At 41.4% G+C, this 25,195-nt stretch carries 25 protein-coding genes; 7 read left to right on the top strand and 18 right to left on the bottom strand.

Going from position 1 to position 25,195, the window contains the following annotated elements; genetic code table 11:
- Positions 1 to 17 precede the first annotated feature (17 nt).
- The 11 genes from dnaB to ppsA form a co-directional block, all read right to left on the bottom strand.
- Positions 18 to 1,463, bottom strand: coding sequence for a replicative DNA helicase (dnaB, locus tag ACWQ4X_RS07955; protein WP_142768572.1), 1,446 nt, complete (start codon positions 1,461 to 1,463; stop codon positions 18 to 20).
- Positions 1,464 to 1,664: 201 nt separating this feature from the next.
- Complete coding sequence (gene rplI / locus ACWQ4X_RS07950; protein WP_016166409.1) at positions 1,665 to 2,111, bottom strand: 50S ribosomal protein L9; 447 nt, start codon at positions 2,109 to 2,111, stop codon at positions 1,665 to 1,667.
- 9 nt (positions 2,112 to 2,120) lie between these two features.
- Complete coding sequence (rpsR, locus tag ACWQ4X_RS07945) at positions 2,121 to 2,348, bottom strand: 30S ribosomal protein S18 (RefSeq protein WP_004278792.1); 228 nt, start codon at positions 2,346 to 2,348, stop codon at positions 2,121 to 2,123.
- A gap of 11 nt (positions 2,349 to 2,359) precedes the next feature.
- Complete coding sequence (rpsF, locus tag ACWQ4X_RS07940) at positions 2,360 to 2,749, bottom strand: 30S ribosomal protein S6 (RefSeq protein WP_016166408.1); 390 nt, start codon at positions 2,747 to 2,749, stop codon at positions 2,360 to 2,362.
- A 260-nt stretch (positions 2,750 to 3,009) separates the two neighbouring features.
- Positions 3,010 to 3,888: a heme o synthase gene (cyoE, locus tag ACWQ4X_RS07935; protein ID WP_457903262.1), complete on the bottom strand. Its 879-nt coding sequence runs from the start codon at positions 3,886 to 3,888 to the stop codon at positions 3,010 to 3,012.
- A gap of 10 nt (positions 3,889 to 3,898) precedes the next feature.
- Positions 3,899 to 4,228 (bottom strand): cytochrome o ubiquinol oxidase subunit IV, encoded by a 330-nt coding sequence (cyoD, locus tag ACWQ4X_RS07930; protein WP_100241763.1) that lies wholly within the window; start codon positions 4,226 to 4,228, stop codon positions 3,899 to 3,901.
- Positions 4,228 to 4,848, bottom strand: a complete 621-nt coding sequence (gene cyoC, locus ACWQ4X_RS07925) for a cytochrome o ubiquinol oxidase subunit III (protein WP_142768573.1) — start codon at positions 4,846 to 4,848, stop codon at positions 4,228 to 4,230. The genes cyoD and cyoC overlap by 1 nt, the downstream gene beginning before the upstream one ends.
- Before the next feature lie 4 nt (positions 4,849 to 4,852).
- Positions 4,853 to 6,841 (bottom strand): cytochrome o ubiquinol oxidase subunit I, encoded by a 1,989-nt coding sequence (gene cyoB, locus ACWQ4X_RS07920; RefSeq protein WP_457903261.1) that lies wholly within the window; start codon positions 6,839 to 6,841, stop codon positions 4,853 to 4,855.
- Positions 6,842 to 6,844: 3 nt separating this feature from the next.
- On the bottom strand, positions 6,845 to 7,915 hold the full coding sequence (gene cyoA / locus ACWQ4X_RS07915; RefSeq protein ID WP_142768574.1) for a ubiquinol oxidase subunit II: 1,071 nt from the start codon (positions 7,913 to 7,915) through the stop codon (positions 6,845 to 6,847).
- Positions 7,916 to 8,217: 302 nt separating this feature from the next.
- Positions 8,218 to 8,973, bottom strand: coding sequence for an RDD family protein (locus tag ACWQ4X_RS07910; protein WP_100241759.1), 756 nt, complete (start codon positions 8,971 to 8,973; stop codon positions 8,218 to 8,220).
- Positions 8,974 to 9,042: 69 nt separating this feature from the next.
- Complete coding sequence (gene ppsA, locus ACWQ4X_RS07905) at positions 9,043 to 11,421, bottom strand: phosphoenolpyruvate synthase (RefSeq protein ID WP_100241758.1); 2,379 nt, start codon at positions 11,419 to 11,421, stop codon at positions 9,043 to 9,045.
- Positions 11,422 to 11,576: 155 nt separating this feature from the next.
- Between ppsA and ppsR the strand changes: the two genes are divergently transcribed.
- Entirely contained in the window at positions 11,577 to 12,413 is an 837-nt protein-coding gene (ppsR, locus tag ACWQ4X_RS07900) for a posphoenolpyruvate synthetase regulatory kinase/phosphorylase PpsR (RefSeq protein ID WP_100241757.1), read from the top strand.
- Between the two features lie 117 nt (positions 12,414 to 12,530).
- Here ppsR and ACWQ4X_RS07895 read toward each other — a convergent pair whose 3' ends face one another.
- From ACWQ4X_RS07895 to ACWQ4X_RS07880, 4 genes are all read right to left on the bottom strand, one after another.
- Positions 12,531 to 13,100 carry a flavoprotein gene (locus tag ACWQ4X_RS07895; RefSeq protein ID WP_457903260.1) on the bottom strand — a complete coding sequence of 190 codons (570 nt, stop codon included), beginning with the start codon at positions 13,098 to 13,100 and terminating at the stop codon, positions 12,531 to 12,533.
- Between the two features lie 181 nt (positions 13,101 to 13,281).
- Positions 13,282 to 14,283: an LLM class flavin-dependent oxidoreductase gene (locus ACWQ4X_RS07890; RefSeq protein ID WP_457903259.1), complete on the bottom strand. Its 1,002-nt coding sequence runs from the start codon at positions 14,281 to 14,283 to the stop codon at positions 13,282 to 13,284.
- A 129-nt stretch (positions 14,284 to 14,412) separates the two neighbouring features.
- On the bottom strand, positions 14,413 to 14,910 hold the full coding sequence (locus ACWQ4X_RS07885) for a hypothetical protein (RefSeq protein WP_142768579.1): 498 nt from the start codon (positions 14,908 to 14,910) through the stop codon (positions 14,413 to 14,415).
- Between the two features lie 236 nt (positions 14,911 to 15,146).
- Positions 15,147 to 15,578 carry a glycine zipper domain-containing protein gene (locus tag ACWQ4X_RS07880; protein WP_142768580.1) on the bottom strand — a complete coding sequence of 144 codons (432 nt, stop codon included), beginning with the start codon at positions 15,576 to 15,578 and terminating at the stop codon, positions 15,147 to 15,149.
- 356 nt (positions 15,579 to 15,934) lie between these two features.
- Between ACWQ4X_RS07880 and prfA the strand changes: the two genes are divergently transcribed.
- Both prfA and prmC read left to right on the top strand, forming a co-directional pair.
- Entirely contained in the window at positions 15,935 to 17,023 is a 1,089-nt protein-coding gene (prfA, locus tag ACWQ4X_RS07875; protein ID WP_457903258.1) for a peptide chain release factor 1, read from the top strand.
- Entirely contained in the window at positions 17,023 to 17,838 is an 816-nt protein-coding gene (gene prmC, locus ACWQ4X_RS07870) for a peptide chain release factor N(5)-glutamine methyltransferase (RefSeq protein WP_100241752.1), read from the top strand. The genes prfA and prmC overlap by 1 nt, the downstream gene beginning before the upstream one ends.
- 108 nt (positions 17,839 to 17,946) lie before the next feature.
- On the opposite strand, the gene ACWQ4X_RS07865 is transcribed toward prmC, so the two are convergent.
- The 3 genes from ACWQ4X_RS07865 to ACWQ4X_RS07855 all read right to left on the bottom strand — a co-directional run bounded on the left by ACWQ4X_RS07865 (position 17,947) and on the right by ACWQ4X_RS07855 (position 20,542).
- On the bottom strand, positions 17,947 to 18,858 hold the full coding sequence (locus ACWQ4X_RS07865; protein WP_457903257.1) for a bestrophin family protein: 912 nt from the start codon (positions 18,856 to 18,858) through the stop codon (positions 17,947 to 17,949).
- Between the two features lie 138 nt (positions 18,859 to 18,996).
- The gene (locus tag ACWQ4X_RS07860; protein WP_100241750.1) at positions 18,997 to 19,347 is read right to left on the bottom strand and encodes a hypothetical protein; all 351 of its coding nucleotides are present in this window, start codon (positions 19,345 to 19,347) and stop codon (positions 18,997 to 18,999) included.
- A 175-nt stretch (positions 19,348 to 19,522) separates the two neighbouring features.
- A complete protein-coding gene (locus ACWQ4X_RS07855; protein ID WP_457903256.1) occupies positions 19,523 to 20,542 on the bottom strand; it encodes an AraC family transcriptional regulator in 1,020 nt (339 codons plus the stop codon).
- Between the two features lie 141 nt (positions 20,543 to 20,683).
- On the opposite strand from ACWQ4X_RS07855, the gene ACWQ4X_RS07850 reads away from it, so the two are divergent.
- The 4 genes from ACWQ4X_RS07850 (at position 20,684) to ACWQ4X_RS07835 (ending at position 25,179) form a co-directional block, all read left to right on the top strand.
- Positions 20,684 to 21,454, top strand: a complete 771-nt coding sequence (locus tag ACWQ4X_RS07850) for a 3-hydroxyacyl-CoA dehydrogenase (RefSeq protein ID WP_457903255.1) — start codon at positions 20,684 to 20,686, stop codon at positions 21,452 to 21,454.
- Between the two features lie 81 nt (positions 21,455 to 21,535).
- Positions 21,536 to 22,672 carry an acyl-CoA dehydrogenase gene (locus ACWQ4X_RS07845; protein ID WP_457903254.1) on the top strand — a complete coding sequence of 379 codons (1,137 nt, stop codon included), beginning with the start codon at positions 21,536 to 21,538 and terminating at the stop codon, positions 22,670 to 22,672.
- Between the two features lie 193 nt (positions 22,673 to 22,865).
- The gene (locus tag ACWQ4X_RS07840; protein ID WP_457903253.1) at positions 22,866 to 24,509 is read left to right on the top strand and encodes an AMP-binding protein; all 1,644 of its coding nucleotides are present in this window, start codon (positions 22,866 to 22,868) and stop codon (positions 24,507 to 24,509) included.
- Positions 24,510 to 24,708: 199 nt separating this feature from the next.
- Positions 24,709 to 25,179, top strand: coding sequence for a Csu type fimbrial protein (locus tag ACWQ4X_RS07835; protein WP_457903252.1), 471 nt, complete (start codon positions 24,709 to 24,711; stop codon positions 25,177 to 25,179).
- Positions 25,180 to 25,195: the final 16 nt, after the last annotated feature.

Genomic DNA, 25,195 nt, shown 5'->3' with positions numbered 1-25,195 from the left:
GCATAAAGCCCATTTTTTTATTCTTCATCATCGTACTGAGCATAAAACTCAGGGGATAAGTTACTAAAACGCGTATATTGACCTTCAAAAGCCAATCGAACCGTACCAATAGGACCGTTACGCTGTTTACCAATGATAATTTCAGCAGTACCGGCTTCTTTGGATTCTTTGTTATATACTTCATCTCGGTAAATAAACATAATTAAGTCGGCATCCTGCTCGATCGCACCGGATTCACGTAAGTCAGACATTACAGGACGCTTGTTCGGTCGGTTTTCCAGCGAGCGGTTAAGCTGAGATAAGGCAATCACAGGGCACTGCATTTCTTTTGCCAATGCTTTTAGGCTTCGTGAAATTTCACCAATCTCACCGACACGGTTATCACCCATACCGGGTACTTTCATCAACTGTAAATAGTCGACCATGATACAGCCCAGCTTACCACCATGCTGTTTGGCAATTCGGCGCGCACGCGCACGAACTTCTGTTGGCGGTAGGGCTGAAGAGTCATCAATATACAGGTGCTTTTCTTGCAGTTGTAGAATGGTACCTGTGACTTTAGACCATTCATCACCATCCAGTTTCCCCGAACGTAAATGCCCTTGATGGACTTTACCGTAGGCAGAAATTAAACGCATAGCGATCGAATCTGCTGGCATCTCCATAGAGAATACAAGTGCAGGCAAGTCACAGTTAAATAGCACACTTTCCACCAAGTTCATGGCAAACGTGGTTTTGCCCATGGATGGACGTGCCGCGACAATAATCATATCTCCAGCTTGCATACCTGAAGTTTTATTGTCTAATTCAAGGAAGCCTGTGGTTAAACCTGTAATGTTGCCATCTAACTGCGAAAGTTCGTTTAATTTATCGAAAACATCCGCAACAACGGTATTAATGGCCTTAGGACCTGCATTTTTCTTATTGTTATTGTGCTGTTCGGCAATCGAGAAAATGTTGGTTTCAGCCAAGTCTAGAATCTCACTCACGCTACGACCTTTGGTGTCATAAGCATTCTGTAAAATTTCAGAACTGACCTTGATCATATTACGTAAAGTCGAGAATTCTTTAATTTTATTGGCATAGGTTTCTAGGTTATAGAAACTTGATGGTGAGTCTGCCATCAGCTGCATTAAATATTCTTCACCACCAATGGCTTCTAGCAGATTTTGCTTGATCAGCCAGTCATTGACCAAGACGGCATCGTAAGGGGAGTTATCTTGAGCAAGCTTTTCGATGGCACGGTAAATATACTTATGACGTGTCGCATAAAAATCTTGTTCATTTAGAACATCACTTACTTGTTCGAATGACTCAGCAACAGTCATCAGCGCAGCAAGTACGGCCTGTTCAAGAGCTAAATTATGTGGTGGTGTACGAAACTCTTTGAGTTGATTCGACTCATTGATTTTGTTGTCTGCTTTGGTTGAGTTTGCTGTAGCAGTGGCATTCGCCTGAGACATATATCAAAAACCTAAAGATAAAAGCATGAATGAATAATGCAGAGAGAAGTGCATAGCATCATGATGATTTCATCCATAATACGCACTCTGATATAGAATAGTATCAAAAATTAAGCCCTTTTTGAGCTTGAATTTTACAAGAGAGAAAATTTAGAGATAAAAAAAGAGCATGCGTGAGCATGCCCTTTTTCTTGCAAGAAATTACTCAGATACGATAGTAACGAGAACTTCAGCAACAACATCATGATGCAATTGGATTGCGATGTTGAATTCGCCAGTGTGACGAAGTGCACCGTTTGGTAAACGAACTTCTGCACGGTCAACAACAAGACCAGCATTAGTTAAAGCGTCAGCGATGTCACGAGTACCGATAGAACCGAAAAGTTTACCTTCGTCACCAGCTTTAGCAGTGATAACGATGTTAACTTCGTTCAATTGATCAGCACGTGCAGTAGCAGCACCTAATACTTCAGCTTCTTGTTTCTCAAGTTCAGCACGACGAGCTTCAAAAGCAGCAGTGTTTGCTTCAGTTGCAGCTACAGCTTTACCTTGAGGGATCAAGAAGTTACGACCGTAACCAGCTTTAACTGATACTTTGTCGCCTAATTTACCAAGGTTTTTAATGCGTTGTAATAAGATAATATCCACAGCTCAACCTCACTTATGATTGTCAGTGTAAGGGATCAAAGACAAGTAGCGAGCTTGTTTAATAGCAAGCGCTAATTGACGTTGGTAACGAGCTTTAGTACCTGTAATACGGCTAGGAACAATCTTGCCGTTTTCAGTGATGTACTGTTTTAAAGTGTCGATATCTTTGTAGTCGATGTATGTAACGTTCTCAGCTGTAAAGCGGCAGAACTTGCGACGACGGTAAAAACGTGCCATTGATGTTCTCCTTATGCTTCAGCAGAGTCTTGAGCAGCAAGTTGTGCTTCTTCACGTTGAGCTTTACGCGCACGCTTTTCTTCAGCACTCTTAGCCAATAAAGACTCTTCAGTGATTGCGTTTTCACGACGGATGATTAAGCTACGAAGGATCGCGTCGTTGTAACGGAACAATTCTTCTAACTCATCAAGAGTAGTTTGACCACACTCAACATTCATAAGAATGTAGTGAGCTTTGTGGATCTTGTTGATTGGGTAAGCCAATTGACGACGACCCCAGTCTTCAAGACGGTGGATTTGACCTTCAGCTTCTTTGATGTGAGTTAGGTAACGTTCTACCATACCCACAACTTGATCGCTTTGATCTGGGTGTACCAGAAGTACGATTTCGTAGTGACGCATTGTCAGCTCCTTACGGATTATACAGCCCCTAACGTAATTATTAGAAGCAAGGAGTCACAACCAAGGTTGTGTCGCATTAGATGCGAGGGGTGAATTTTAGAAGGTTTAACAATAAAATTCAAGCAATATTAAATTTATGCTTTGAAAAAGAAAAATAGGGGATTTATCTAAATGCGGAGGAGATAGAAGCTTACAAATAGTAATTATATAAAGTAAATAAATAGACCAGCTCTAAAAGATAGAGAGGAGGTCTCTATCTTTTAAAACAGGGGTAAATGCGGGGCAGGGCTTACATAGCTAAAACTGAAGCTAAAACTTAATGCTGTAATCAGAATCACAGAATATAAGAAATAACGTTTAGCCCAAACTTGATCATTTTCAGCTTTAAAACCAATAATCGATAAATATACCCAATAAGCACATAAACCATTAAAAGTAATTAAGAAGAATAAGTTTGTATAACCAAAACAATATAAACTATTGAGTACTGCTGCAAACAAGATGACGTAAATCAGGCTTTCGACCTTGGTACGCAAAATTGAACGAGCAACAGGTAAAATTGGAATACCTGCATTTTTATAGTCATCGAAACGATAAATTGCAATTCCCCAAGAATGAGGCATTTGCCATAGTGCATATGCTAAGAAAATTAGTAATGCAGCTACATCGAATTCGTTAGAAACAGCCGTGTACCCAATCACAGGAGGGCTTGCTCCTGAAATACTACCAATCACTGTTTGGTGAATGGTGGTACGTTTGCTCCAAAGACTATAAAACCCAACATAAACAACAAAACCAAGAACAGCAAAACCAAAAGCATAAGCGTTAACAAAAAACCATAACATGCCAAAACCTAAAAGACCCAAGACAGCTGCGAAGATAAGCGCAACAGTTGGACTGATGGTTTTTTTAACAAGTGCACGGTTTTGAGTACGTTGCATCTTCTGGTCAATGTCTTGATCGATGACATTGTTTACTACACATCCTGATGCAACAACCAAGGTTGTAGCCAGAAGGGTAATCAGAAGTAAAAGGAAATCTACAGAACCTTGGGCGGCTAAGAAGAAGCCGCCCAAAGTGGTAACGAAGTTACCAAAGAGAATTCCTGGCTTAGTCAGGAATAAATACTTTTTCAACATGACAACCAGTTTAGAGCATCATGTTGAAGTGGAGGTAATTCATAACCCAAACAGAACCGATCAAAAGAACGGCAATTGTAAGAATTGTATAAATGAATGCAATTACGTTCCAACGTTGCTCTGCAGAAGAGTTCATGTGCAAGAAGAAAATCAACTGTACAAGAACCTGAGCAACAGCAGTAATACCAATTACTGCAAGCGTTGCACCACGGCCAAAGTTTTCTGGGTTCATTGCCATATAGAATGGAACAATAGTTAACAACACAGAGACAATAAAACCGATGGTATATTGCTTCACGGTACCGTGAGCTGCATCAGATGCATGATTATCATGACCCATTAGAGAACTCCCCTCAAGTAAACTACGCTGAATACACAGATCCATACGATGTCAAGGAAGTGCCAGAACAAGCTCAAGCAAGCAAGACGACGTGTATTCGGTAATGTCAAACCATATTTCTTGATTTGAACCATTAACACGATCATCCATACCAAACCAGAAGTTACGTGAATACCGTGCGTACCAACTAAAGTAAAGAACGCAGATAAGAACGCACTTGTGCTTGGACCATGACCAGCGTGTACAAGGTGATTAAACTCGTACAGTTCCATGCCAATGAACGATGCACCAAATACCCAAGTAATTGCTAACCATAGTAAAACTTGGCTAACATTCTTTTTGTAAGATGCAAGTACAGCAAAACCAAATGTTACAGAAGAAATCAAGAGAGCAAAGGTTTCAACTAATACGAAACCTAAAGACTCGCCGAAAAGATCTTTTGCACTTGGTGTGCCCGGTGGAACGTGACCACTTAATACAACGAAAGCAATGAAGAGTGTACCGAATAGGATCAAGTCACTCATCAAGTATGACCAGAAACCAAAGACTGTGATGTCAGTATCATCGTGATGATGATGCTCATCGTGTCCGTGGTTGTCGTGATGAAGTACTTCAGCCATTGTCTTAGTCCTTCTTCAAGTGTTTTTCAAGAATCGCATAGCGTTCGTTTTCAATGCGCTCAACTTCAGCAGCAGGAACATAGTAATCAACTTTCTTAGTGAAAGAGCTTACGATGAAGCTGATGATTGCAGCAACAAAGGTAACGACAACTAACCACCAAATGTGCCAGATTAAACCGAAGCCCATAACAGTGATGAACATTGCGATTACAAAACCAGCAGCACGGTTTGTCGGCATATGAATATCTTCATAAGACGCTGAACGTGCATAAGCAACACCATTCTCTTTGTCATTCCAGAAAGTATCGATACCGCTGATTTTTGGAAGGTGAGCAAAGTTATAGAACGGAGCAGGTGAAGACGTAGACCATTCAAGTACACGACCATCCCATGGATCGCCTGTAAGGTCCATGTTGTCGTGGCGTTGTAAGAAACCAACGATGATTTGCATTAAGAAACATGCAATACCGATCGCAATTAATACAGCACCAAACAATGCGATTGTGATGTACGGATCCCATTCTGGGTTGTCATATGTATTCAAACGACGAGTCATACCCATGAAACCAAGGATATAAAGTGGCATGAATGCAAAGTAGAAACCGAAGAACCAGAACCAGAATGCTGCTTTACCCCAAGCTTCATTAAGCTTCCAACCAAACATTTTTGGCCAGTAGAAAATGATACCCGCAAACATTGCGAATACAACACCACCAATAATTACGTTATGGAAGTGAGCGATAAGGAATAAAGAGTTGTGTACTAGGAAGTCCGCAGGTGGAACAGCCATTAATACACCAGTCAAACCACCGATACCGAAAGTCACAAGGAAGCCAAGTGTCCATAGCATTGGAGTTGTGTACGTAATGCGACCTTTGTACATGGTGAATAACCAAGAGAAGATTTTCACACCAGTCGGGATCGCAATAACCATAGTCATGATACCGAAGAACGCGTTAACGTTGGCACCTGCACCCATGGTAAAGAAGTGGTGAAGCCATACAACGAATGACAATACTGTAATTGCGACTGTTGCATACACCATTGATTTGTAGCCGAACAACGTTTTGCGAGCAAAAGTTGATACAACTTCTGAGTAAATACCAAATGCTGGTAATACCAAGATATATACTTCTGGGTGACCCCAAGTCCAAATCAAGTTTACGTAAAGCATTGGGCTACCGCCAAGCTCATTAGTAAAGAAGTGGAAACCGAAGTAACGATCTAGAGATAACATTGCAATTGTTGCAGTTAACACTGGGAATGCAGCAATAATCAGAACTGCTGTACAAAGTGCAGTCCAAGTGAAAATTGGCATATCCATAAGTTTCATGCCAGGTGCACGCATCTTGATGATGGTAACAAAGAAGTTAACACCAGTTAAAAGCGTACCTAGACCAGAAACCTGTAGCGCCCAGATATAGTAGTCAACACCAACACCAGGAGAGTATTCAATGCCAGAAAGAGGAGGGTAAGCCATCCAACCAGTAGCAGCGAATTCACCTAAAGCAAGTGAAACCATCATTAAGCCTGCAGCACCAGCAAATAACCAGAAACTTACAGAGTTTAATAATGGGAAGGCAACGTCACGAGCACCAATCTGTAAAGGTACAGAGATGTTCATTAAGCCTACAACAAGACCCATTGCTACGAAGAAGATCATGATTACACCGTGAGCGGTGAAGATCTGGTCATAGTGTTCTGGGTGTAAATAACCTTCACCGCCACCACGAGCGAGGAAAAGTTGTAAACGCATCATGATCGCATCTGCGAAGCCACGAAGTAACATGACTACAGATACCAAAATATACATGATACCAATTTTTTTATGGTCTACAGATGTGAACCATTCAGTCCACAAGTAGTTCCATTTTTTGAAGTAGGTAATACCTGCAACTGCAGCAATACCACCTAAAACCATTAATGCAACCGTTACCAACACGATTGGATCGTGTGGAATCGAGTCTGGACCTAACTTACCTAAGAAGCTCATGTCTTATTCCCCTACAGCCGATGAAGCAGGTTCAACTGCGGCATGTGCGTCAGCAGCAGCCCCGTGAGCACCCGCAGTAGCTGAATGATCAGCACCGTGATAGTTACTCATGTATTTGTTGATCACTGATTCAAATAAGCCTTTCTCAACAGAAGAGTAGTAAGTCACTGGATGTGGCTTAGTTGGATAAGGCTTCATTGCTTCAGCAGCAGCCTTTTCTTCAGGAGTAGTCGCTTTAGCGATAAGAACTTCGATCTGATGATGCGAACGGTTGCCATCACGCAAGGTTGCGAATTCAGCTTGGTCTAAAATACCTTTCTGAATTGCTTCAGGGTTAATTGAAGTACCGTTGCCTGCTTTCACCGCTGCTACCCATTCAGCAAACTGAGCTTCAGTCACCGAATGCGCACGGAAACGCATTTGCGAGAAGCCGTAACCTGAGTAGTTAGAAGAGAAACCGCGATAGCCTTCAGCTGGGCTAGTTTCATTTGCTAACAAGTGCAGGTGTGTTTGCATACCAGCCATAGTATAAATCTGGCCAGAAAGTGCAGGAATGAAGAACGAGTTCATTGTGAAGTTAGACGTTAAACGCAAGCTCACAGGAGTTTTCTCTGGGAAGCGAATTTCGTTAACTGTCGCAATTTCTTGTTCAGGATAGATAAATACCCATTTGAATTGTTCAGCAATAACCTGAACAGTTAACGGAGCTTTATCTGAATCGATCGGACGGTATGGGTCATACTTGTGTGAACCCCACCAAGTTAACCAAGCTAAAATACCAATAATAATAACTGGAACACCCCAAACTACAATTTCAATAGCAGTTGAGTGTGCCCAAGTAGGTTTATAGTCTGCATCTTTATTAGACGAGCGATATTTCCAACCAAACCATAATGCCATTAAGATTGATGGAATTACCACCAATAGCATTAAATAGATCGCAGTCATCATCAAGTCACTTTGACCTTGAGCAACTGGACCTTTAGAGTTTAGAAGTACCATATCACCACCGCACCCAGTTAAGAGCGCAGCAATCGTTGATAAAGACAATACAGCTAAAATCGTTTGTCTCATTTTACAACCTCGGTGAAGAGTCCCATTCCCTAAATAATATGGGATAGCGATTAAAGTGTCGCATGATTGAGAATTTTGATTTTTTGCTTAAAAAAAAACTTCTCAATCATGTGGCACCGCTACGTTGTAGGGCATTATGCCTGATATCGCTCAACTAAGCTATATATAAAGTCGCTTTAAATGACTGTTATAAAACCTGATTTTGGGGTCGGAATTAGCGCTTGGTTTATTTTTTTTATTGAAATATCAATCTAATGAATTAAAAAAGGGATGAACATGTCATCCCTTGGTTTTCTGGTCAGTTATTGTTTTATCACTATGGTTTTTGCTAGTTTATCGTGCAATGTCTGTCTATTTTTTCCTAAAGCGAATAAATAATCAGCAATGGTAATAAATGGCATAAACAACATGTTTAGGATGATAAATACGATACTGCGAAGCAGAAAAATTCGGGTTAAATTTACTTTTTCACCATTTTCTGCATCTACAATTTTAATGCGGGTCAATTTTTTACCAATACTTTGACCTGACTTGGCTAAAAAGAATGCCTGAATTGCAAGCATAATAATGATGTATGCAAACATTGTTTGCCAAGCTTCTACTGGAATGAGCGCAAAAAGCTCATGTTGGAGTTGCATGGCTTGAGTTGATGTATCTGCGCTTTGCATCTTTTGTTGAATACTGGATAGTTCATTGACCTGATCGGCATTCAAGAAGAAAGAAGGTATGGCAGCAGCAGGGAGCCAAAGTAATAGATCAATAATTTTGGCTAAAGCACGAATATTAATTGAAGCAAGCTCTTGAGTCTGAGTTTTGTTTTCAACTTTAATTTGGCTAATGGTCGGGTTTTGTATGGGTGCATGTACAGGTGGTACATAACCTGTTGGTGTATAAACAAGTTTCCCTTGGGTTAATTCACCTAAAGCTTTCCATTCGGTCATACCTTCATGCCAAGCCAAATCAGTAAGGAGTACTTGTTGGCTGGCAAGCATTTGATTCAACTGTTCTAAAGTATATGGACCAGCTTGTTGATTATTACGTGCCAAGTAAATTTGCATAAAAATAAAATCTCAAAAATGAAAAGAGAAAAAAAGACCCACTAATGGGTCTTTTTTTAACATGTTTTCTTAAGCTTGTTGAGCTTTTTCTTCTGCAAGGAAGAACCAAGTGTCTAAAACTGAGTCTGGATTCAGGGAAACTGACTCAATTCCTTGTTCCATCAACCATTTTGCGAGGTCTGGATGGTCAGAAGGACCTTGACCACAAATACCGACATATTTGCCAGCTTTACGGCATGCATGAATAGCCATTGAAAGTAATGCTTTTACTGCTGCATCACGTTCGTCAAATAGGTGGGAAACAATACCTGAGTCACGGTCAAGACCAAGCGTCAACTGAGTTAAGTCATTTGAACCGATTGAGAAGCCATCAAAATGCTCAAGGAATTGTTCAGCCAATAATGCATTGGTTGGTAATTCACACATCATGATGACTTTAAGACCGTTCTCACCACGTTTAAGACCATTTTGTCCTAATAGTTCAATGACGCGTTTTGCTTCATGTACTGTACGTACAAATGGAATCATGATTTGAACATTGGTTAAGCCCATTTCATCACGAACTTTCTTCAATGCACGGCATTCTAATTCGAAGCAGTCACGGAAGTTTTCAGAAACGTAGCGGCTTGCACCACGGAAACCTAACATTGGGTTTTCTTCTTCTGGCTCGTAAAGTTTACCGCCAATCAAGTTTGCATATTCGTTTGATTTGAAGTCAGACATACGAACAATGACTGGTTTGTCAGCAAATGCAGCAGCAAGTGTTGAAATCCCTTCTACTAACTTTTCAACGTAGAACTCGATAGGAGAGGCGTAACCAGAGGTACGAGCAAGAACAGCAGCACGTGTTTCACGCGGTAAGCTGTCAATATTCAAGAGTGCTTTAGGATGCACACCAATCATACGGTTGATAATGAACTCTAGACGTGCAAGACCAATACCTTCGTTTGGAATTTGAGCAAAGTCAAATGCGCGGTCAGGGTTACCTACGTTCATCATGATTTTGAACGGAAGTTTTGGCATTGAATTAATGGAGTTACGTTGAATTTCGAAATCTAACGCACCTTCATAGATGAAGCCTGTATCACCTTCAGCACAAGAAACTGTTACTTCTTGTCCATCAGTTAAAACTTCAGTTGCATTACCACAGCCTACAATTGCTGGAACACCAAGTTCACGTGCGATAATTGCAGCGTGACATGTACGACCACCACGGTTCGTCACAATTGCCGCAGCACGTTTCATTACTGGTTCCCAGTCTGGGTCAGTCATGTCAGAAACAAGTACGTCACCTTCTTGAACTTTGTCCATTTCTTTAATAGAAGTGACAATACGGACTTTACCAGAACCGATACGTTGACCAATTGAACGACCTTCACAAACCACGGTACCTTTTTGTTTAAGCAGGTAGCGTTCCATGGTGCCGACATTTTCACGGCTTTTTACAGTTTCTGGACGGGCTTGAACGATATAAATTAGACCGTCATCACCATCTTTTGCCCATTCAATGTCCATAGGCGCTTGGTAATGTTCTTCAATAATTAGTGCTTGTTTAGCAAGTTCTTGAAGCTCATGGTCATTCAGCGCAAATTGTTGGCGTTCAGTTTTTTCAACATCAACCACGACAACAGATTTACCTGCAGCACCTTCTTCACCATAAATCATTTTTTGGTGTTTAGAGCCAAGGTTACGACGCAAGATTGCGTGTTTACCTGCTTTAAGTAATGGTTTAGAAATATAGAATTCGTCAGGGTTTACTGCACCTTGTACGACCATTTCACCCAAACCATAAGACGCAGTAATAAATACAGCGTCACGGAAGCCAGATTCTGTATCAAGTGTAAACATTACACCAGCAGCACCAGTTTCAGAACGTACCATACGTTGGATACCTGCAGAGAGGGCAACGATGTCGTGAGCGAAGTTTTGGTGAACACGGTAAGCAATGGCGCGGTCATTATAAAGTGAAGCAAATACTTCTTTGATTGCGATCAGAACGTTGTCGATACCACGAATGTTCAAGAAGGTTTCTTGTTGGCCTGCAAATGAAGCATCTGGTAAATCTTCTGCTGTCGCAGATGAGCGAACGGCAACCGCGATATCAGGGTTGCCGTTTGAAAGAGTAGCGAAAGCGTCGCGAACTTCCTTTTCTAATTCCGCTGTGAGCGGGGTATCTACAATCCATTTACGGATTTTTGCACCAGTTTCAGCAAGTGCAATTACATCATCAACATTTAATGCTGCAAGTTCCGCGTTAATTTTAGCGTTGAGTCCACTTTGCTCGAGAAATTCACGATACGCAGCAGCTGTAGTAGCAAAGCCCCCAGGTACTGATACACCTGCATTTGCTAGGTGGCTAATCATCTCGCCAAGAGATGAGTTTTTACCACCCACGAGCTCTACGTCGTGTTTCCCTAATTTTTCTAGACCAATTACGCGCGCTTCCAAAGTTGTTACTCCACTTTTGCAGTATTAATCACTATCTTGGCATGAATTTAAGACAAATCTGCTCAGCTTTTTAATTTTACTAAGCGACAGTCATGTAAGATCAGTTTACTATAATGATTATATAGTACTTAGACAAATATTTGAGGGGAATTTTAATGTCAGAAGGTAAACAAATAAAGCGAAGTGTGTTTTTTATCTCGGATGGAACTGCAATTACCGCAGAAACGCTTGGACACTCTTTGCTGGCTCAGTTTCCAAATGTAGATTTTGACATTCATATTATCCCGTATATTTCTTCTGAAGAAGCTGCAATGAATGTAGTTTCTGAAATTAATCAACGAGCTGAACGCGATGGTCAACAGCCATTGGTGTTTGATACATTGGTCGATCCTTACGTGCGTGACATCATTAATACAGCCAATGCGGTAAACTTGGATGTGTTTGAGGGGTTGATTAGTAAGCTGTCAGAAGAGCTGGGCACACCGCCAACAACCCTTGTCGGTCAGACACATGCGGTAACCGATTCTGAATCTTATAAAGCGCGTATTGATGCAGTTCATTTTGCGCTGGACAATGACGATGGTGCACGTACCCGTCATTATGACAAAGCAGATTTAATCTTGATTGGTGTGTCGCGTTCTGGAAAGACGCCAACGTCAATTTATTTGTCATTACAATTTGGAATTCGTGTGGCGAACTATCCGTTGACTGAAGAAGATTTAGATGACAATCGTCTTCCTTCAGTGCTGAAAGCGCATAAGCATAAATTGTTCGGTTTGATGATTGATGCAGAACGTCTTGTGGCAATTCGTTCTGAACGTAAAGCCAATAGTCGTTACGCAAGTTTCAGTCAGTGTCAAATGGAGCTGCGTGCGATTGAAGGCATTTATATCTCAGAAGGGATTAAGTACCTGAATGTGTCAGAAATGTCGATTGAAGAGATTTCGACACGTGTTTTACAAATGACAGGTTTAAAACGTCGCATTGGCTAAGCCATAAAGTATAGATGGCTTAAATGTTCAAACTAAAAACCCAATCTGCAATTCGATTGGGTTTTTTAATGCTCAGTATTTTGACTATAAATAATGAATGACAGTGGGAAGTTGGGGTTAAGTTACGTGCATTGTTGTTGTGATGATCACGTCTACAGGGAAGATAGATCCATCCACACATTCGATAGTATCAGTAGTAATTCTCTTGATTGGCCATGTGATCAATTGGCAATTCGTTTGTTGCAAAGCATGATAGTAATCATCAGACTTTAGGAATACTTTGTTTTCCTGCGCAAGATTGGGTGTTAATTGTCGTTTGAGCCAGTGGTTCTGAATTTGATTGTCTAAGAATCTTAGTGCCAAGATGCTTTTAATACGAGTGTTGAGCAGACGTTTATTTTTCATTAATAGTGGATGTTGTACTGCACGACTATATTTAATTTCACTCTGTGGCAGGATAAACGCAGGTTGAATTTGAAAAACTTGAATAGATTTCGCCATTTTTCTCATTTTTTCCAAAGAAGTGACAATTTTCTGGTCCAGCCCAATAATTGCAATGTGTTTGTCCTGAATATGCTCAAAGTTGAATTGTATAGAGCTAAATAATTTCCCTGTAAAAACTGCAAAATCTTGGGGGCGATGTTGGAAGATATGACTGGAAATATTGAGTTTGCTTTGCTGTTGCATGATTATTCCTTCATCATTTTTATTGTCAGGTTTTTTATGGATTGAAATTGAACAGCAATTCATGCACGGGGTAAAGCTGATTCAGCTACTCGGGAGTCATTTTCTTTCTCAGACATACTCAATCAAAAAAGCCCAAGAGTTATGCTTGGGCTTGAGTTAAAAAAAGGCGAGTGAATTACTGTTAGCTATTTTTAAGCTCCATCAGATAACTAAAGTTCTGTAAACGCTTTTCAGTATCGTAAATATCACAAGTGAAAATAAACTCATCTACTTCATAGGTTTTGAGTAAATCTTCAAGACCTTCTTTCACGGTTTGTACAGATCCAATTTGTGCCAAGGCAAAGAAATTATTCACCGACATTTTTTCGACAGGTGACCATAAGTCTTGCATACTTTGTACAGGTGGTTTGAGTTTTAGACTGTGACCACGCATTAATGCCAGTACACGTTGAAACGCGCTTGTCGCTAGATATTGTGCTTCATCATCTGTCTCTGCAATTACAGTTGGCACACCCATAGACACATAAGGCTGATCCAGATATTCGGAAGGCTGAAAGTTATCTCGGTAGAGTTGAATGGCTTGTCCGAGCATTCGAGGTGCAAAGTGCGAGGCGAAAGAGTAGGGAAGTCCCAAACGTGCGGCTAATTGAGCACTGAACAGGCTAGAACCCAATAACCAAACTGGCACATGGGTAGATTGACCAGGCGTGGCAACGATTTTCTGATTTTCTGTAGGATCATTGAAATACTGCAAAATTTCCGCGACATCTTGAGGGAATTGGTCTTCAGTTTCTTGACGTCCGCGACGTAACGCTCGCATGGTGGCTTGGTCTGTACCAGGTGCACGCCCTAAGCCGAGTTCAATCCGATTTGGGTACAAGGTCGCTAAAGTGCCAAATTGCTCAGCTACCACAAGCGGCGCATGGTTAGGCAACATAATGCCACCAGAACCTACTTTAAGGGATTGGGTATTGGCAAGAATATAGCCCAGTAATACTGCTGTTGCTGAGCTGGCAATGCCATCCATATTATGATGTTCTGCCAACCAGAAACGTTCAAAACCCAGTTTTTCAGCATGTTGTGCCAGTTCTAGTGCATGGTGTAAAGAAAAGGCAATCGACTTATCATCGCGGACGGGTGCAAGTTCTAGAATTGAAAATTTGGTGCTTTGAAGTGTTTGCATATCCAGACTCGAGAATTTCATATCGAAATAGTACGATATAAGTGCAGTTTTGTATATCGTTTATTTTCGATATAATGTGTTGTGACAAAAGAAAAGCATCCGAAGATGCTTTATATATAGCGCTAAGGATTAGTCATCCCAACGTTTTTTCTTGTAATGACCCAAATGGCGACCATTGTCATGGCGATAGTAGCGATCATTGTTATAGCGGTAATTACGGTCTGAACGGTAGCCACGATTGTCGTAACGGTCATCATCACGACGATCTTCCGATACTTTACGGCCTAAGGCTGAACCACCCGCAGCACCTAATGCAGCACCCACATAGCCACCATTGGTGCCTGCGACATTTTTACCGACGGTATAACCACCCGCACCACCTAGTCCACCACCGATGGCAGCAGAAGTACGGTTGCGACGATCACTTGCTACTGCAGCGCCACCAGCACCACCGAGTGCAGCACCAATGGTTGCACCAGTTGTACCACCGAGCTGTTTGCCAATAGCTGTGCCTGCAACACTGCCTAATGCAGACGTCGCGGCAACACGGGTACCATTGTCGGCATGAGCGGTACCAATCATGGTGGTTGCAATTAAAGAGGCATAGATTAAGTGATTAAGTTTCATTACAAACTCCATTTTTAATAGTGCTTTACGCTTAAGTCCAATTTAAAACAATGCTGATGGTTTAAAATGAAGGGCTTTGTATGTGTGAATGAGGGTTTTGTCATGACTATGTGAGTTCTCTACACAACATATTCACAATTACACTTCTGCTGAGTCTGTCATTTCAAAAACCAAAACCTTGAGTATTGGCGCAAAACAAGCACCCGAAGGTGCTTGTTGGCTGTGGCGTAATAAAATTAACGGTAGTGGCGGTGACGTTTTTTGTATTTACGAGATGATTTAGCTTTTTCTTCAGCCTTATCTTTCGAAATCTTATTACCTAACGCAGCACCACCTGCAGCACCTAAAGCTGAGCCGACATAACCACCGCTAGTGCCGCCCATGCTTTTACCAACGGTATAGCCTGTACCACCACCGATTGCACCACCAATTGCAGATTCAGTACGGTTACGACGGTCACTTGCTACAGCAGCACCACCAGCGCCACCGAGTGCAGCACCAATGGTTGCACCTGTATTGCCACCCATGCTTTTACCAACTGCTGTGCCAGCTACGCTACCGAGTGCACTTGCTGCGGCAACACGCGTTGTGCTGTCTGCATGAGCGTTGATTGTCATGAGTGAAGAAGCTGCCAATGCAGTACTTAATAAAACAACATTCAGTTTCATGGTGTTCTCCATGTCCAAACTACGGACGTAATATATTTTTGATGCGGCAAATGTAACAAAAGGCATCTGTGCAAATATGGAGAGCGGGGCTTAATGTTGTACTGTTAAGTGAGTGCTTTGTATAAGTTTGATTAAAATCGTCTATTTTATGGCTTGTTTTATGCTGATTGATTAAATTTAAATCAATTGGTTGTGCTGAATTAAGTACCTTTTAAATTCAATCTTCATAAAAAATAGAAACCCGATTTCACCACATATAAATATGTCAATTAAAGGGCAGAATCGGTAAACTATGCGCAATTTTGAAATTGTGCAGCTTGATTTGGGCTGCTTTGGCTATTGAGATCGATTAAACAATGAAAGAATCGTTACGTTTGCGATTGGATCAACTTTCTGACCGTCACGAAGAATTAACCGCATTATTAGCAGACGCTGAAGTTATTTCAGATAATAAGCGTTTTCGTCAATTATCGCGCGAACATAATGATTTAACGGAAATTACTGAAGTTTGGTCTAAGTACAGACAAGCAGAAGAAGACATTGAAACTGCTGAAACAATGTTGTCTGATCCAGACTTTAAAGAAATGGCTCAGGAAGAAATCAAGGAAAATAAAGCGATTATTGAACAGCTCGAAGCTGATCTAAATATCCTGATGATTCCAAAAGACCCAAATGATGCCAACTCTGCCTATCTGGAAATTCGTGCAGGAACAGGGGGGGATGAAGCTGCGATTTTCTCAGGCGATTTATTCCGTATGTATAGTAAATATGCCGAATCTCGCGGTTGGCGTATTGAAGTGCTTTCTGAAAATGAAGGTGAGCATGGGGGCTATAAAGAAGTTATCTGCTTAGTGAATGGCGAAGGCGTTTATGGTCGCTTGAAGTTTGAAAGTGGTGCGCATCGTGTACAACGTGTTCCTGCAACGGAGTCTCAAGGGCGAGTTCATACCTCAGCATGTACAGTTGCGATTTTGCCTGAAATTGATGTAGACACCACGGTAGACATTAACCCATCCGATTTACGTATTGATACTTACCGTGCATCAGGTGCGGGTGGTCAGCACGTCAACAAAACAGATTCAGCCGTGCGTATTACTCATATTCCAACAGGGACTGTAGTGGAATGTCAGGAAGAACGTTCGCAGCATAAGAACAAAGCCAAAGCGATGGCATTATTGGCTTCTCGCTTAGAAAATGCAAAGCGTGCAGCAGCTGATGCGGCGACTTCTGAAATGCGTCGTGATTTGGTTGGCTCGGGTGACCGTTCTGAACGTATTCGTACCTATAACTATCCGCAAGGTCGTATGACTGACCATCGCATTAACTTAACGTTGTATAAGTTGGATTCAGTGATGGAAGGTGATTTGAATGAATTGCTAGATAGCTTGCATCGCGAATATCAAGCGGATCAATTGGCAATGCTTGCACAGCAAAATGGTGGCTAATGAATATTGCGCAGGCATTAGCCTTACGTGGAGAAGTGGAAAGTTATGAGCGTCAAGAAAATGCTTGGTTACTTGAGCATATTCTAAAAATTGATGCTTTTGATTTATCGCTGAAATCTGCACAAGAACTTACAGCAGAGCAAGAACAAGCTTATGTAGATGGTTTGGCGCGTATTGCAGCAGGTGAACCTTTGGCTTATGTCACGGGCTCGCAACCTTTTTGGACACTAGATCTGACTGTAACTAAAGATACTTTAGTGCCACGTCCTGATACCGAAGTGCTGGTTGAAACTGTTTTGCGCCTTGATTTGCCTGAAGATACGCGTGTTGTGGATTTAGGCACAGGTACGGGTGCAATCGCCTTATCATTGGCAAGTGAGCGTCCAAACTGGTCTGTTGTTGCAACAGATATCTATGAACCAACTTTAGAAGTTGCTTTGCATAATGCAGAAAAGCATGATCTGACACAGGTGAAGTTCTTTTTGGGTAGTTGGTTTGCTGCGCTGAATCGTCAATATTTTGATGTGATTGTGTCGAATCCACCTTATATTGATGCGACTGATGAGCATATGTTGCATTTGGCTTCTGAGCCTGAACGGGCTTTAGTCGCAGACAAACAAGGTTTGGCTGATATCGAACATATTGTTCAGCAGGGTAAAAAGTGGTTAGCCGCGCAAGGCTGGATTGTACTTGAACATGGCTATGATCAAGGTGAGTCAGTACGGAATATCTTTAAGTCCGCAGGTTTTATCGAAGTAAAAACCGTTAAAGACTACGGTGGTAATGACCGTGTGACTTTAGGGCAACTACCATAACTCCCTAGCGAGATACTCAGTAAAAAAAGCACATCCAAAAGGTTGTGCTTTTTTATTGAAGATAAGGTCGATTCTAAAGAGTGCTGAATTGTCTAAAATTTAAAACGACTAAGTTAAATTATTCTGAATAGCTTGAATGGCAGGAGGCAATTCGATATCAAGTGACTCAGACATTTCTCGTTCAATTAATCGTACAATCGAATTGAGGGGTAAATCATTGTCTTGCAGCCCAAAAGGTTCTTCAATTTGGGAACTTAAAGCATCCAAGCCCAAAAATAAGTATGCAATTAAGCCGACCAAGATCGGAGTCCAAATCCCTAAACTTGCTTCAAGGCTAAAGGGTAAAATAAAACAGAAACAATAAACTGTACGGTGTAACAGCACCGAATAAGAAAAGGGTAAAGGGGTACTTAAAATCCGATCACAGCCTGCCTGAATATTGCCTAGCTCGACAATGTGCTGGTTCAAACTATGATAAATAATGTCGGAAATCTCTCCGTGACGTAGAGCTTGTACCAAATCCTTTTGAATGGCTTCAAGTACAAACTGAGCGGCATTAATTTTTTTAGAAAGTTGTTGTAGTTGCAAGCTGCTAAACCCAACTTTATCGTGATAAAACTCGAAAGATTGTGGTTGCGCTCTTAAACGGTCACGGAGTAAGTGGGTAAACAGCATGACGCGGTATATGAGTATGTCGCGGTGTTCAGAATTGAGCACATGGGAATCACGCGAGATATGTCGTGAATTGGCAATAAGCGCACCCCAGAGTTTTCGACCTTCCCACCAACGGTCATAACACGCATTGTTTCGGAAACTCAAAAAGATCGAAAGAATGATACCAAAAATGGTAAAACCAATGGCTGGTACTGCAGGAATGCTGAAAAATTGATGGGAAGAAAGATAAACCAGAACGGCAGAAATAAAGACAACAATGAATAGTGCAGGGAGTACTTTAGGTAAAATTGTGCCAGACCAAGCAAAAAGTAATTTGAAACTATTATTTTTATCCCGAACAATCATCGATCTACACCATCTAAAGAACATTCACAGTGTTCCATAGACAAACGATGTAGCGCAAGTAACAGTACAGTCATTTAAAAAGAAAAGACGACAGTTGAGTCGTCTTTTCTTGATCGGGTAAGCAAAGAATTGCTTTGATTACACGAAATAGTCTGTCGAAATTTCCGAAATTTGAACTTGAGAAAATGCATCAATCTCTTCAGCCAAGCACAGTGCCACAATTTTTGAAGTATGCGTCAGTGTTGCACCTTGAGTTAGATTTTCACCTGTTTGCAGGTTTTGAATCGCTTCATCACTTAGCTCAAGCGCTTTGGCTTTGGCAAGCGCATTATCTTGTGCAAAGAAATGGGCAACCACATTTTGTAGCTCAATTTCAGAAAGATCTAACAGGCTTTGACGAAATAATTCGTCTAATTCAGTTGGGGAGTTTAGAGAATGGGTAAAATTCTGCACCAGAGTTTGATCTAGTACATCAATCATCTTAAACATATCGTATGCCTTTAAGTTAAGGTGATAAAACAGGAGGAGTACAGCCGAAATAAGCATTAAGCAATGCTTTAAAATTGAGTGAAAAATAAACTAAAAAGCAGTTCATTACAAATAAAACGGATGACTGATGAGTAATTTTTACGCCTGAATGAACCTCAACTTTTTGTCAGGGCTTTTATTCTTTAGATTGACGATAAGCGCCTGGACTGACTCCTGTCCATTTTTTAAAGGCGCGGTGGAAAGCACTTGGGTCATGGAAATTCAGTTCATCACTAATTTCATGCAGGGCTTTGTCAGTTTTGCTCAAGAGTTCAATGGCGGTGTCACGTCGAATATCATTTTTTAACTGTTGGTAGTTACAACCTTCACTATTAAGGCGACGTCTTACCGTAGCTTCAGACATATTGAATTGTTGTGCCAGAACATTCAGTTCGATCCATTCTGCTGGTGGAACTTGTAATAAATATTTGCGCACCTGTGTACTGAGCGCATTCGGATTTTTGAAACGAACCAGAAGATTATGCGGAGTTTGCGAAATGAACTCATACCATGACTTTTTATCCTGCTTAATTTTGATATTTAAAAAGTCACGATCAAACTCAACACTGTTTTGTGAAGCAAGATAGGAAATATTGGAACAGAAGCGAATACGATAATCTTCATCTGCAATTGGTTTTTCACATTTGAGCTGGATTTGATTTAAGGGAATACGCTGACTGGCTAACCAACACATTAAGGTATGAATCAGCATCAGGTAAGTCGCATAGCTAAACATGCGCTTAGGTTGCTTCTTATCGTGGATGATAATTCGCGCGACATTTTGTTCTAAGACTAATTCACTTTGAAAATCATCCAGAATCAGGTTAAAGAATTTCAAAATATCTTTCAGTGCTTTTTCTAAGGTTTCAGCTTGAATGACGGCTTTGGAAATAAATTGATAACTGCCACGCCGTAACGCATGCTGATCCATCCCGAAGAATTCATCATTCATGCGATTGGCAAGTTCAATCCAGAGCTGGGCGTATTGAGAAATGGATACGCGGGCTTTATTGGATTGCATGAATTCTGCTGGAATGCCAGCACTCTGCAGAATTTCCTGAATATTGAGTCCTTGATGATGGGCAGAGAGGATTGCCTCCTGCACCAAATTCATCGAAATACTGCCTTTGTCATACGTTAATTGTTGTTCGTGCATGTATAAACCCAAATTACCTGACATTCCACTGTCCAAATCCATCATAAAGAATGCAATATTTGGAAATTGTACTCAAGCTTGACACTGTTTACTCTGCAGCTAAAGTCGAGTATGAACTTTCAAAAAGATAGGACAGGGAAAATGAAACTTCAGAATAAAGTATTTGTCGTGACAGGTGGCGCATCGGGTTTGGGTGCAGCAACGATTAAATATTTAGTACATGCGGGTGCTAAAGTTGCTTTTGTGGATATGAATCAGGAACTTGGTTATGCCTTAAAGCAACATTTGGGAGATAACTCGAAATTTTATCCTTTAGATGTCACCAATGAACAAGCAGTCAAATCTTTCTTTTTAAATGTTGAGCAGGATTTTGGCCAACTGAATGGTTTGGTGAATTGTGCGGGGATTGCACCATCTGCCAAAGTTCTCGGTCGTGAAGGTCTGCATGATCTTGCCATGTTTCAGAAAGTCTTGGATGTAAATGTCACGGGCAGTTTTAACATGATTCGTTTCGCTGCGGAATTGATGGCGAAATATGAGTTGCAAAATGATGAAGAAGACCGTGGTGTGATTATCAATACCGCTTCAGTAGCTGCCTATGACGGTCAGATTGGGCAGGCAGCGTATTCGGCTTCAAAAGGTGCGATTGTAGCGATGACTTTACCACTGGCACGTGAACTGGCGCGTAATGCGATTCGCGTAATGACCATTGCACCGGGCATTATGGAAACACCAATGCTTAAAGGCATGCCGCAAAATGTACAAGATGCTTTGGGGCAAATGGTGCCATTCCCACCACGCTTAGCCAAGCCTGAAGAATTTGCCAGCTTAGTTGGTCACATCATTGACAATACTTATTTGAATGGTGAAGTGATTCGTTTAGATGGCGCAATTCGTATGGCGCCGAAATAAAGCTCAACACGATTATTGATCGTGTGCTTGCACAAGTTGGATGTGCGGGTCGTAAAACAGAGAATAAATAAGAGTATCTAAATGATTTTAAATGATGAACAAAAAATGGTTCAGGACATGCTGCGTGATTTTTCTCAGTCACAACTGAAACCAACGGCTGCTGAACGGGACAAGACTGGTCAATTTCCTGCCGAAGAATTAAAGCAATTGGGGGAGTTGGGCGCATTGGGCATGACCATCCCACCTGAATGGGGTGGCGCAGGTCTGGATTATGTCTCCTTGGTTTTGGCGCTAGAAGAAATTGCCGCGGGAGATGGTGCAATCTCGACCATCGTCAGTGTTCAAAATTCATTACCGTGCGGCATTACCTATAAATATGGTACGGAACAGCAAAAGCAAAAATATCTGGCGAAATTGGCTACTGGGGAATGGTTAGGATGCTTCTGTCTGACCGAGCCGCAGGCAGGTTCAGATGCAGGCGCCCTACAATGTCGTGCAGAGCGTGATGGCGATACATGGGTACTGAATGGCACCAAGCAGTTTATTACCACAGGCAAGCATGCACAGTTAGCCATCGTGTTTGCTGTGACGGATAAATCCGCAGGTAAAAAGGGGATTTCTTGCTTTCTCGTGCCAACGGATACCCCAGGCTATATCGTGTCGCGGATTGAGGAAAAAATGGGGCAACATTGCTCGGATACCGCGACCATCGTGTTTGAGAATTGCCGAATTCCTGCTGAAAATATCTTGGGTGAAGAAGGTCAAGGCTACAAGATTGCATTATCCAATTTGGAATCAGGTCGTATTGGGATTGCTGCGCAATCGGTGGGTATGGCTCGAGCAGCTTTGGATTCAGCGATTGAATATGCCAATGAACGCAAGACTTTTGGGGTGGAGTTGGTACAACATCAGGCGGTAGCTTTTCGATTGGCTGACATGGCAACACAAATTGAAGCTGCACGACAACTGATTTTCCATGCCGCAAGTCTTAAAGATGCAGGACAGCCTTGCTTGAAAGAAGCCTCCATGGCGAAATTGTTTGCATCAACCATGGCGGAACGCGTCTGTTCAGATGCCATACAGATTTATGGTGGCTATGGTTACGTCAATGATTTTCCTGTAGAGCGGATTTACCGTGATGTGCGGGTCAGTCAGATTTATGAGGGTGCCTCTGATATTCAAAGACTGCTGATCGCACGAGAAATTACCCAAGCTTAATAATAAGCACATTGAGACGGCATGCTCTCAATGTGCATAAAACAGCAAGATGATTGATGGATTTGGAAATTGTCGTAGCCATCAAGACATGATTATCTAAGTACAGATCACCCAATCATAGAATTGATTGTGGAAAACAATAAAGATGAAGAACAAGGCGTGATGCTTTGCACAAGGGAAAGAGGTTGTTGTCATGAAGACATTAGTAGAAGCCTATCAAGAATTTGATGTTGAACAAGCGATCCAGAATCATTTGGTGGGTACGCCTCAAGCCATCAATGCTTATGTGGAATGTTGCGAACGTTATTTAGGGCAAAACAAGACTGCTTTATTCTGGGAAGGTAAGCAAGGTGAGTCGCAGCGTTGGAGCTTTGAACAACTGGCTGAAGCTTCTGGGAAATTGGCAAACTATTTCCTCCAGCTCGGTATCAAGGCGGGTGATTGTGTCGCAGGTCTATTACCACGAACACCTGAACTACTTATTACTGTTCTCGCCACTTGGCGGATCGGTGCAATCTATCAGCCACTGTTTACCGCATTTGAATCGAAAGCGATAGAGCATCGTATTCAAGTTGCAAATACACGCTTGATTGTGACCAATTCAGAACAACGTGTGAAGCTGAAGCAAATTCAAATCCCGCATATCTTGACCGTGCATTCTGGTGAAAGCTGTGTCAAAACCGATCCAGATTTTTGGCAAGAACTTGATGAACAACCAACGGAATGTGTGCCAGTACTGTGTGATTTTGATGATGACTTTTTGATGATGTTTACCTCAGGTACAACAGGGCTAGCCAAGTCTGTACCTGTGCCATTAGGTGCGATCTTGGCATTTAAAGGTTATATGACGCATGCAGTCGATTTGCGTGATGAAGACTCTTTTTGGAATCTTGCCGACCCCGGTTGGGCGTATGGTTTGTATTATGGCATTACGGGTCCACTCAGTTTAGGTCATAGCATCATCATGGATGAGCGTGCATTTAATGTAGACCAAGCCATTGAAGTTATTAAAAAGCATAAAGTATCAAATCTAACAGGTTCGCCAACCGCTTTTCGCATGTTTTTTGGCTTTAAAGAAAAATTTGATGCCTCGATTAAACAGCATTTGCGTGTTGTGAGTAGTGCGGGTGAACCCTTAACCCCTGAAGTGATTCATTGGTTTAATCACGATTTAGACGTCAATATTTACGACCAATATGGTCAAACAGAATTAGGGATGGTGATTGCCAATCATCATGCATTGGAGCACCCTAAAAAAGTCGGTTCTGCGGGCTTTGCTATCCCTGGGCATCGCTTCGCAGTCCTGAATGAACAACATCAGGAAGTAGAAAAAGGGCACGTTGGAACTTTGGCGATTGACTGTTCACAATCACCGTTGTTCTGGTTCAAGGGTTACGAAGGACAGAACCGTAAATCATTTGTCGGGCAGTATTATTTAACGGGTGATACGGTTCAACTCAATGAATTGGGGGGGATAGACTTTGTAGGACGAGCTGACGATGTCATTACAACGTCAGGCTATCGTGTCGGACCTTTTGATGTGGAAAGTACTTTGTTGGAGTGTGAGGAAGTATTGGAGTCTGCGGTGATTGGTAAACCTGATCCAGAGCGTACAGAGATTGTAAAAGCTTTTGTGGTGTTGAAACCACAATATCAGGCGAATGAAAATTTGAATCAGAAACTTCAGCAATATGTCCGTTCTAGACTCTCGAAACATGCTTATCCAAAAGAGATTGAATTTGTGGATTGTTTACCGAAAACTTCAAGTGGAAAAATTCAACGTAATCTTTTAAAACAACAGGAAATTGCATTACAGCAAATTCAGAAAGCAGGTTAAACCTGTTTAAACTTAGTTTTGCTCTTACACCCTTCGGGGTGTTTTTTTATAACGATGGCAGGCAAATGTTGATCAAAAAAGTCTATTTTTCATGGGATTTAATTTTTTTTTAAAAAGCCTTTACAGAGGAACTTTGAGCGATATAATGCGACACATTCAATATATAAATGTGTCATAAGTAACTTTTTTGGGGTTGTTTATGAAAAAAATCATTCTTTCTGCGATTATTACTACTTCTGCACTTACTTCTGTTGCTACTTATGCCGCAGGAACTGACAGTACTCAGTTTGATGTAAAAATTACAGTACTTGAGTCTTGTGAATTCACTTCAAAATCAGACGTGGAATTCAATCCAGTTGATCGTTCGACCAAAGCTGGCAGTACAGCTAAAGGTCAATTGAATGTGACTTGTACTAAAAATACCCCATATCAAATTGCACTTGCTGGTTCAGGTGCGATGAGCAATACGAATCTGGTATCGACAAGTAAAGTTCCATATAAATTATATCAAGATGCTGCTCGTACTACAGAATGGAAGGATGCCAATTTGCTTAAAAAAACTGGTAATGGTAAAGATCAAGCCATTCCTGTTTATGCAAAATTAGATGGTAATACCAATGTTGAAGCGGGTAACTATGTTGATACGGTTGTGGCAACAGTAACTTACTAAGTTTGTTGATAGTCAG

This window comes from Acinetobacter sp. NigerLNRRAM0016 (assembly GCF_054112845.1).
Note: the sequence above shows the minus strand (reverse complement) of the source record. Positions and strands in the feature narration are given on the sequence as shown.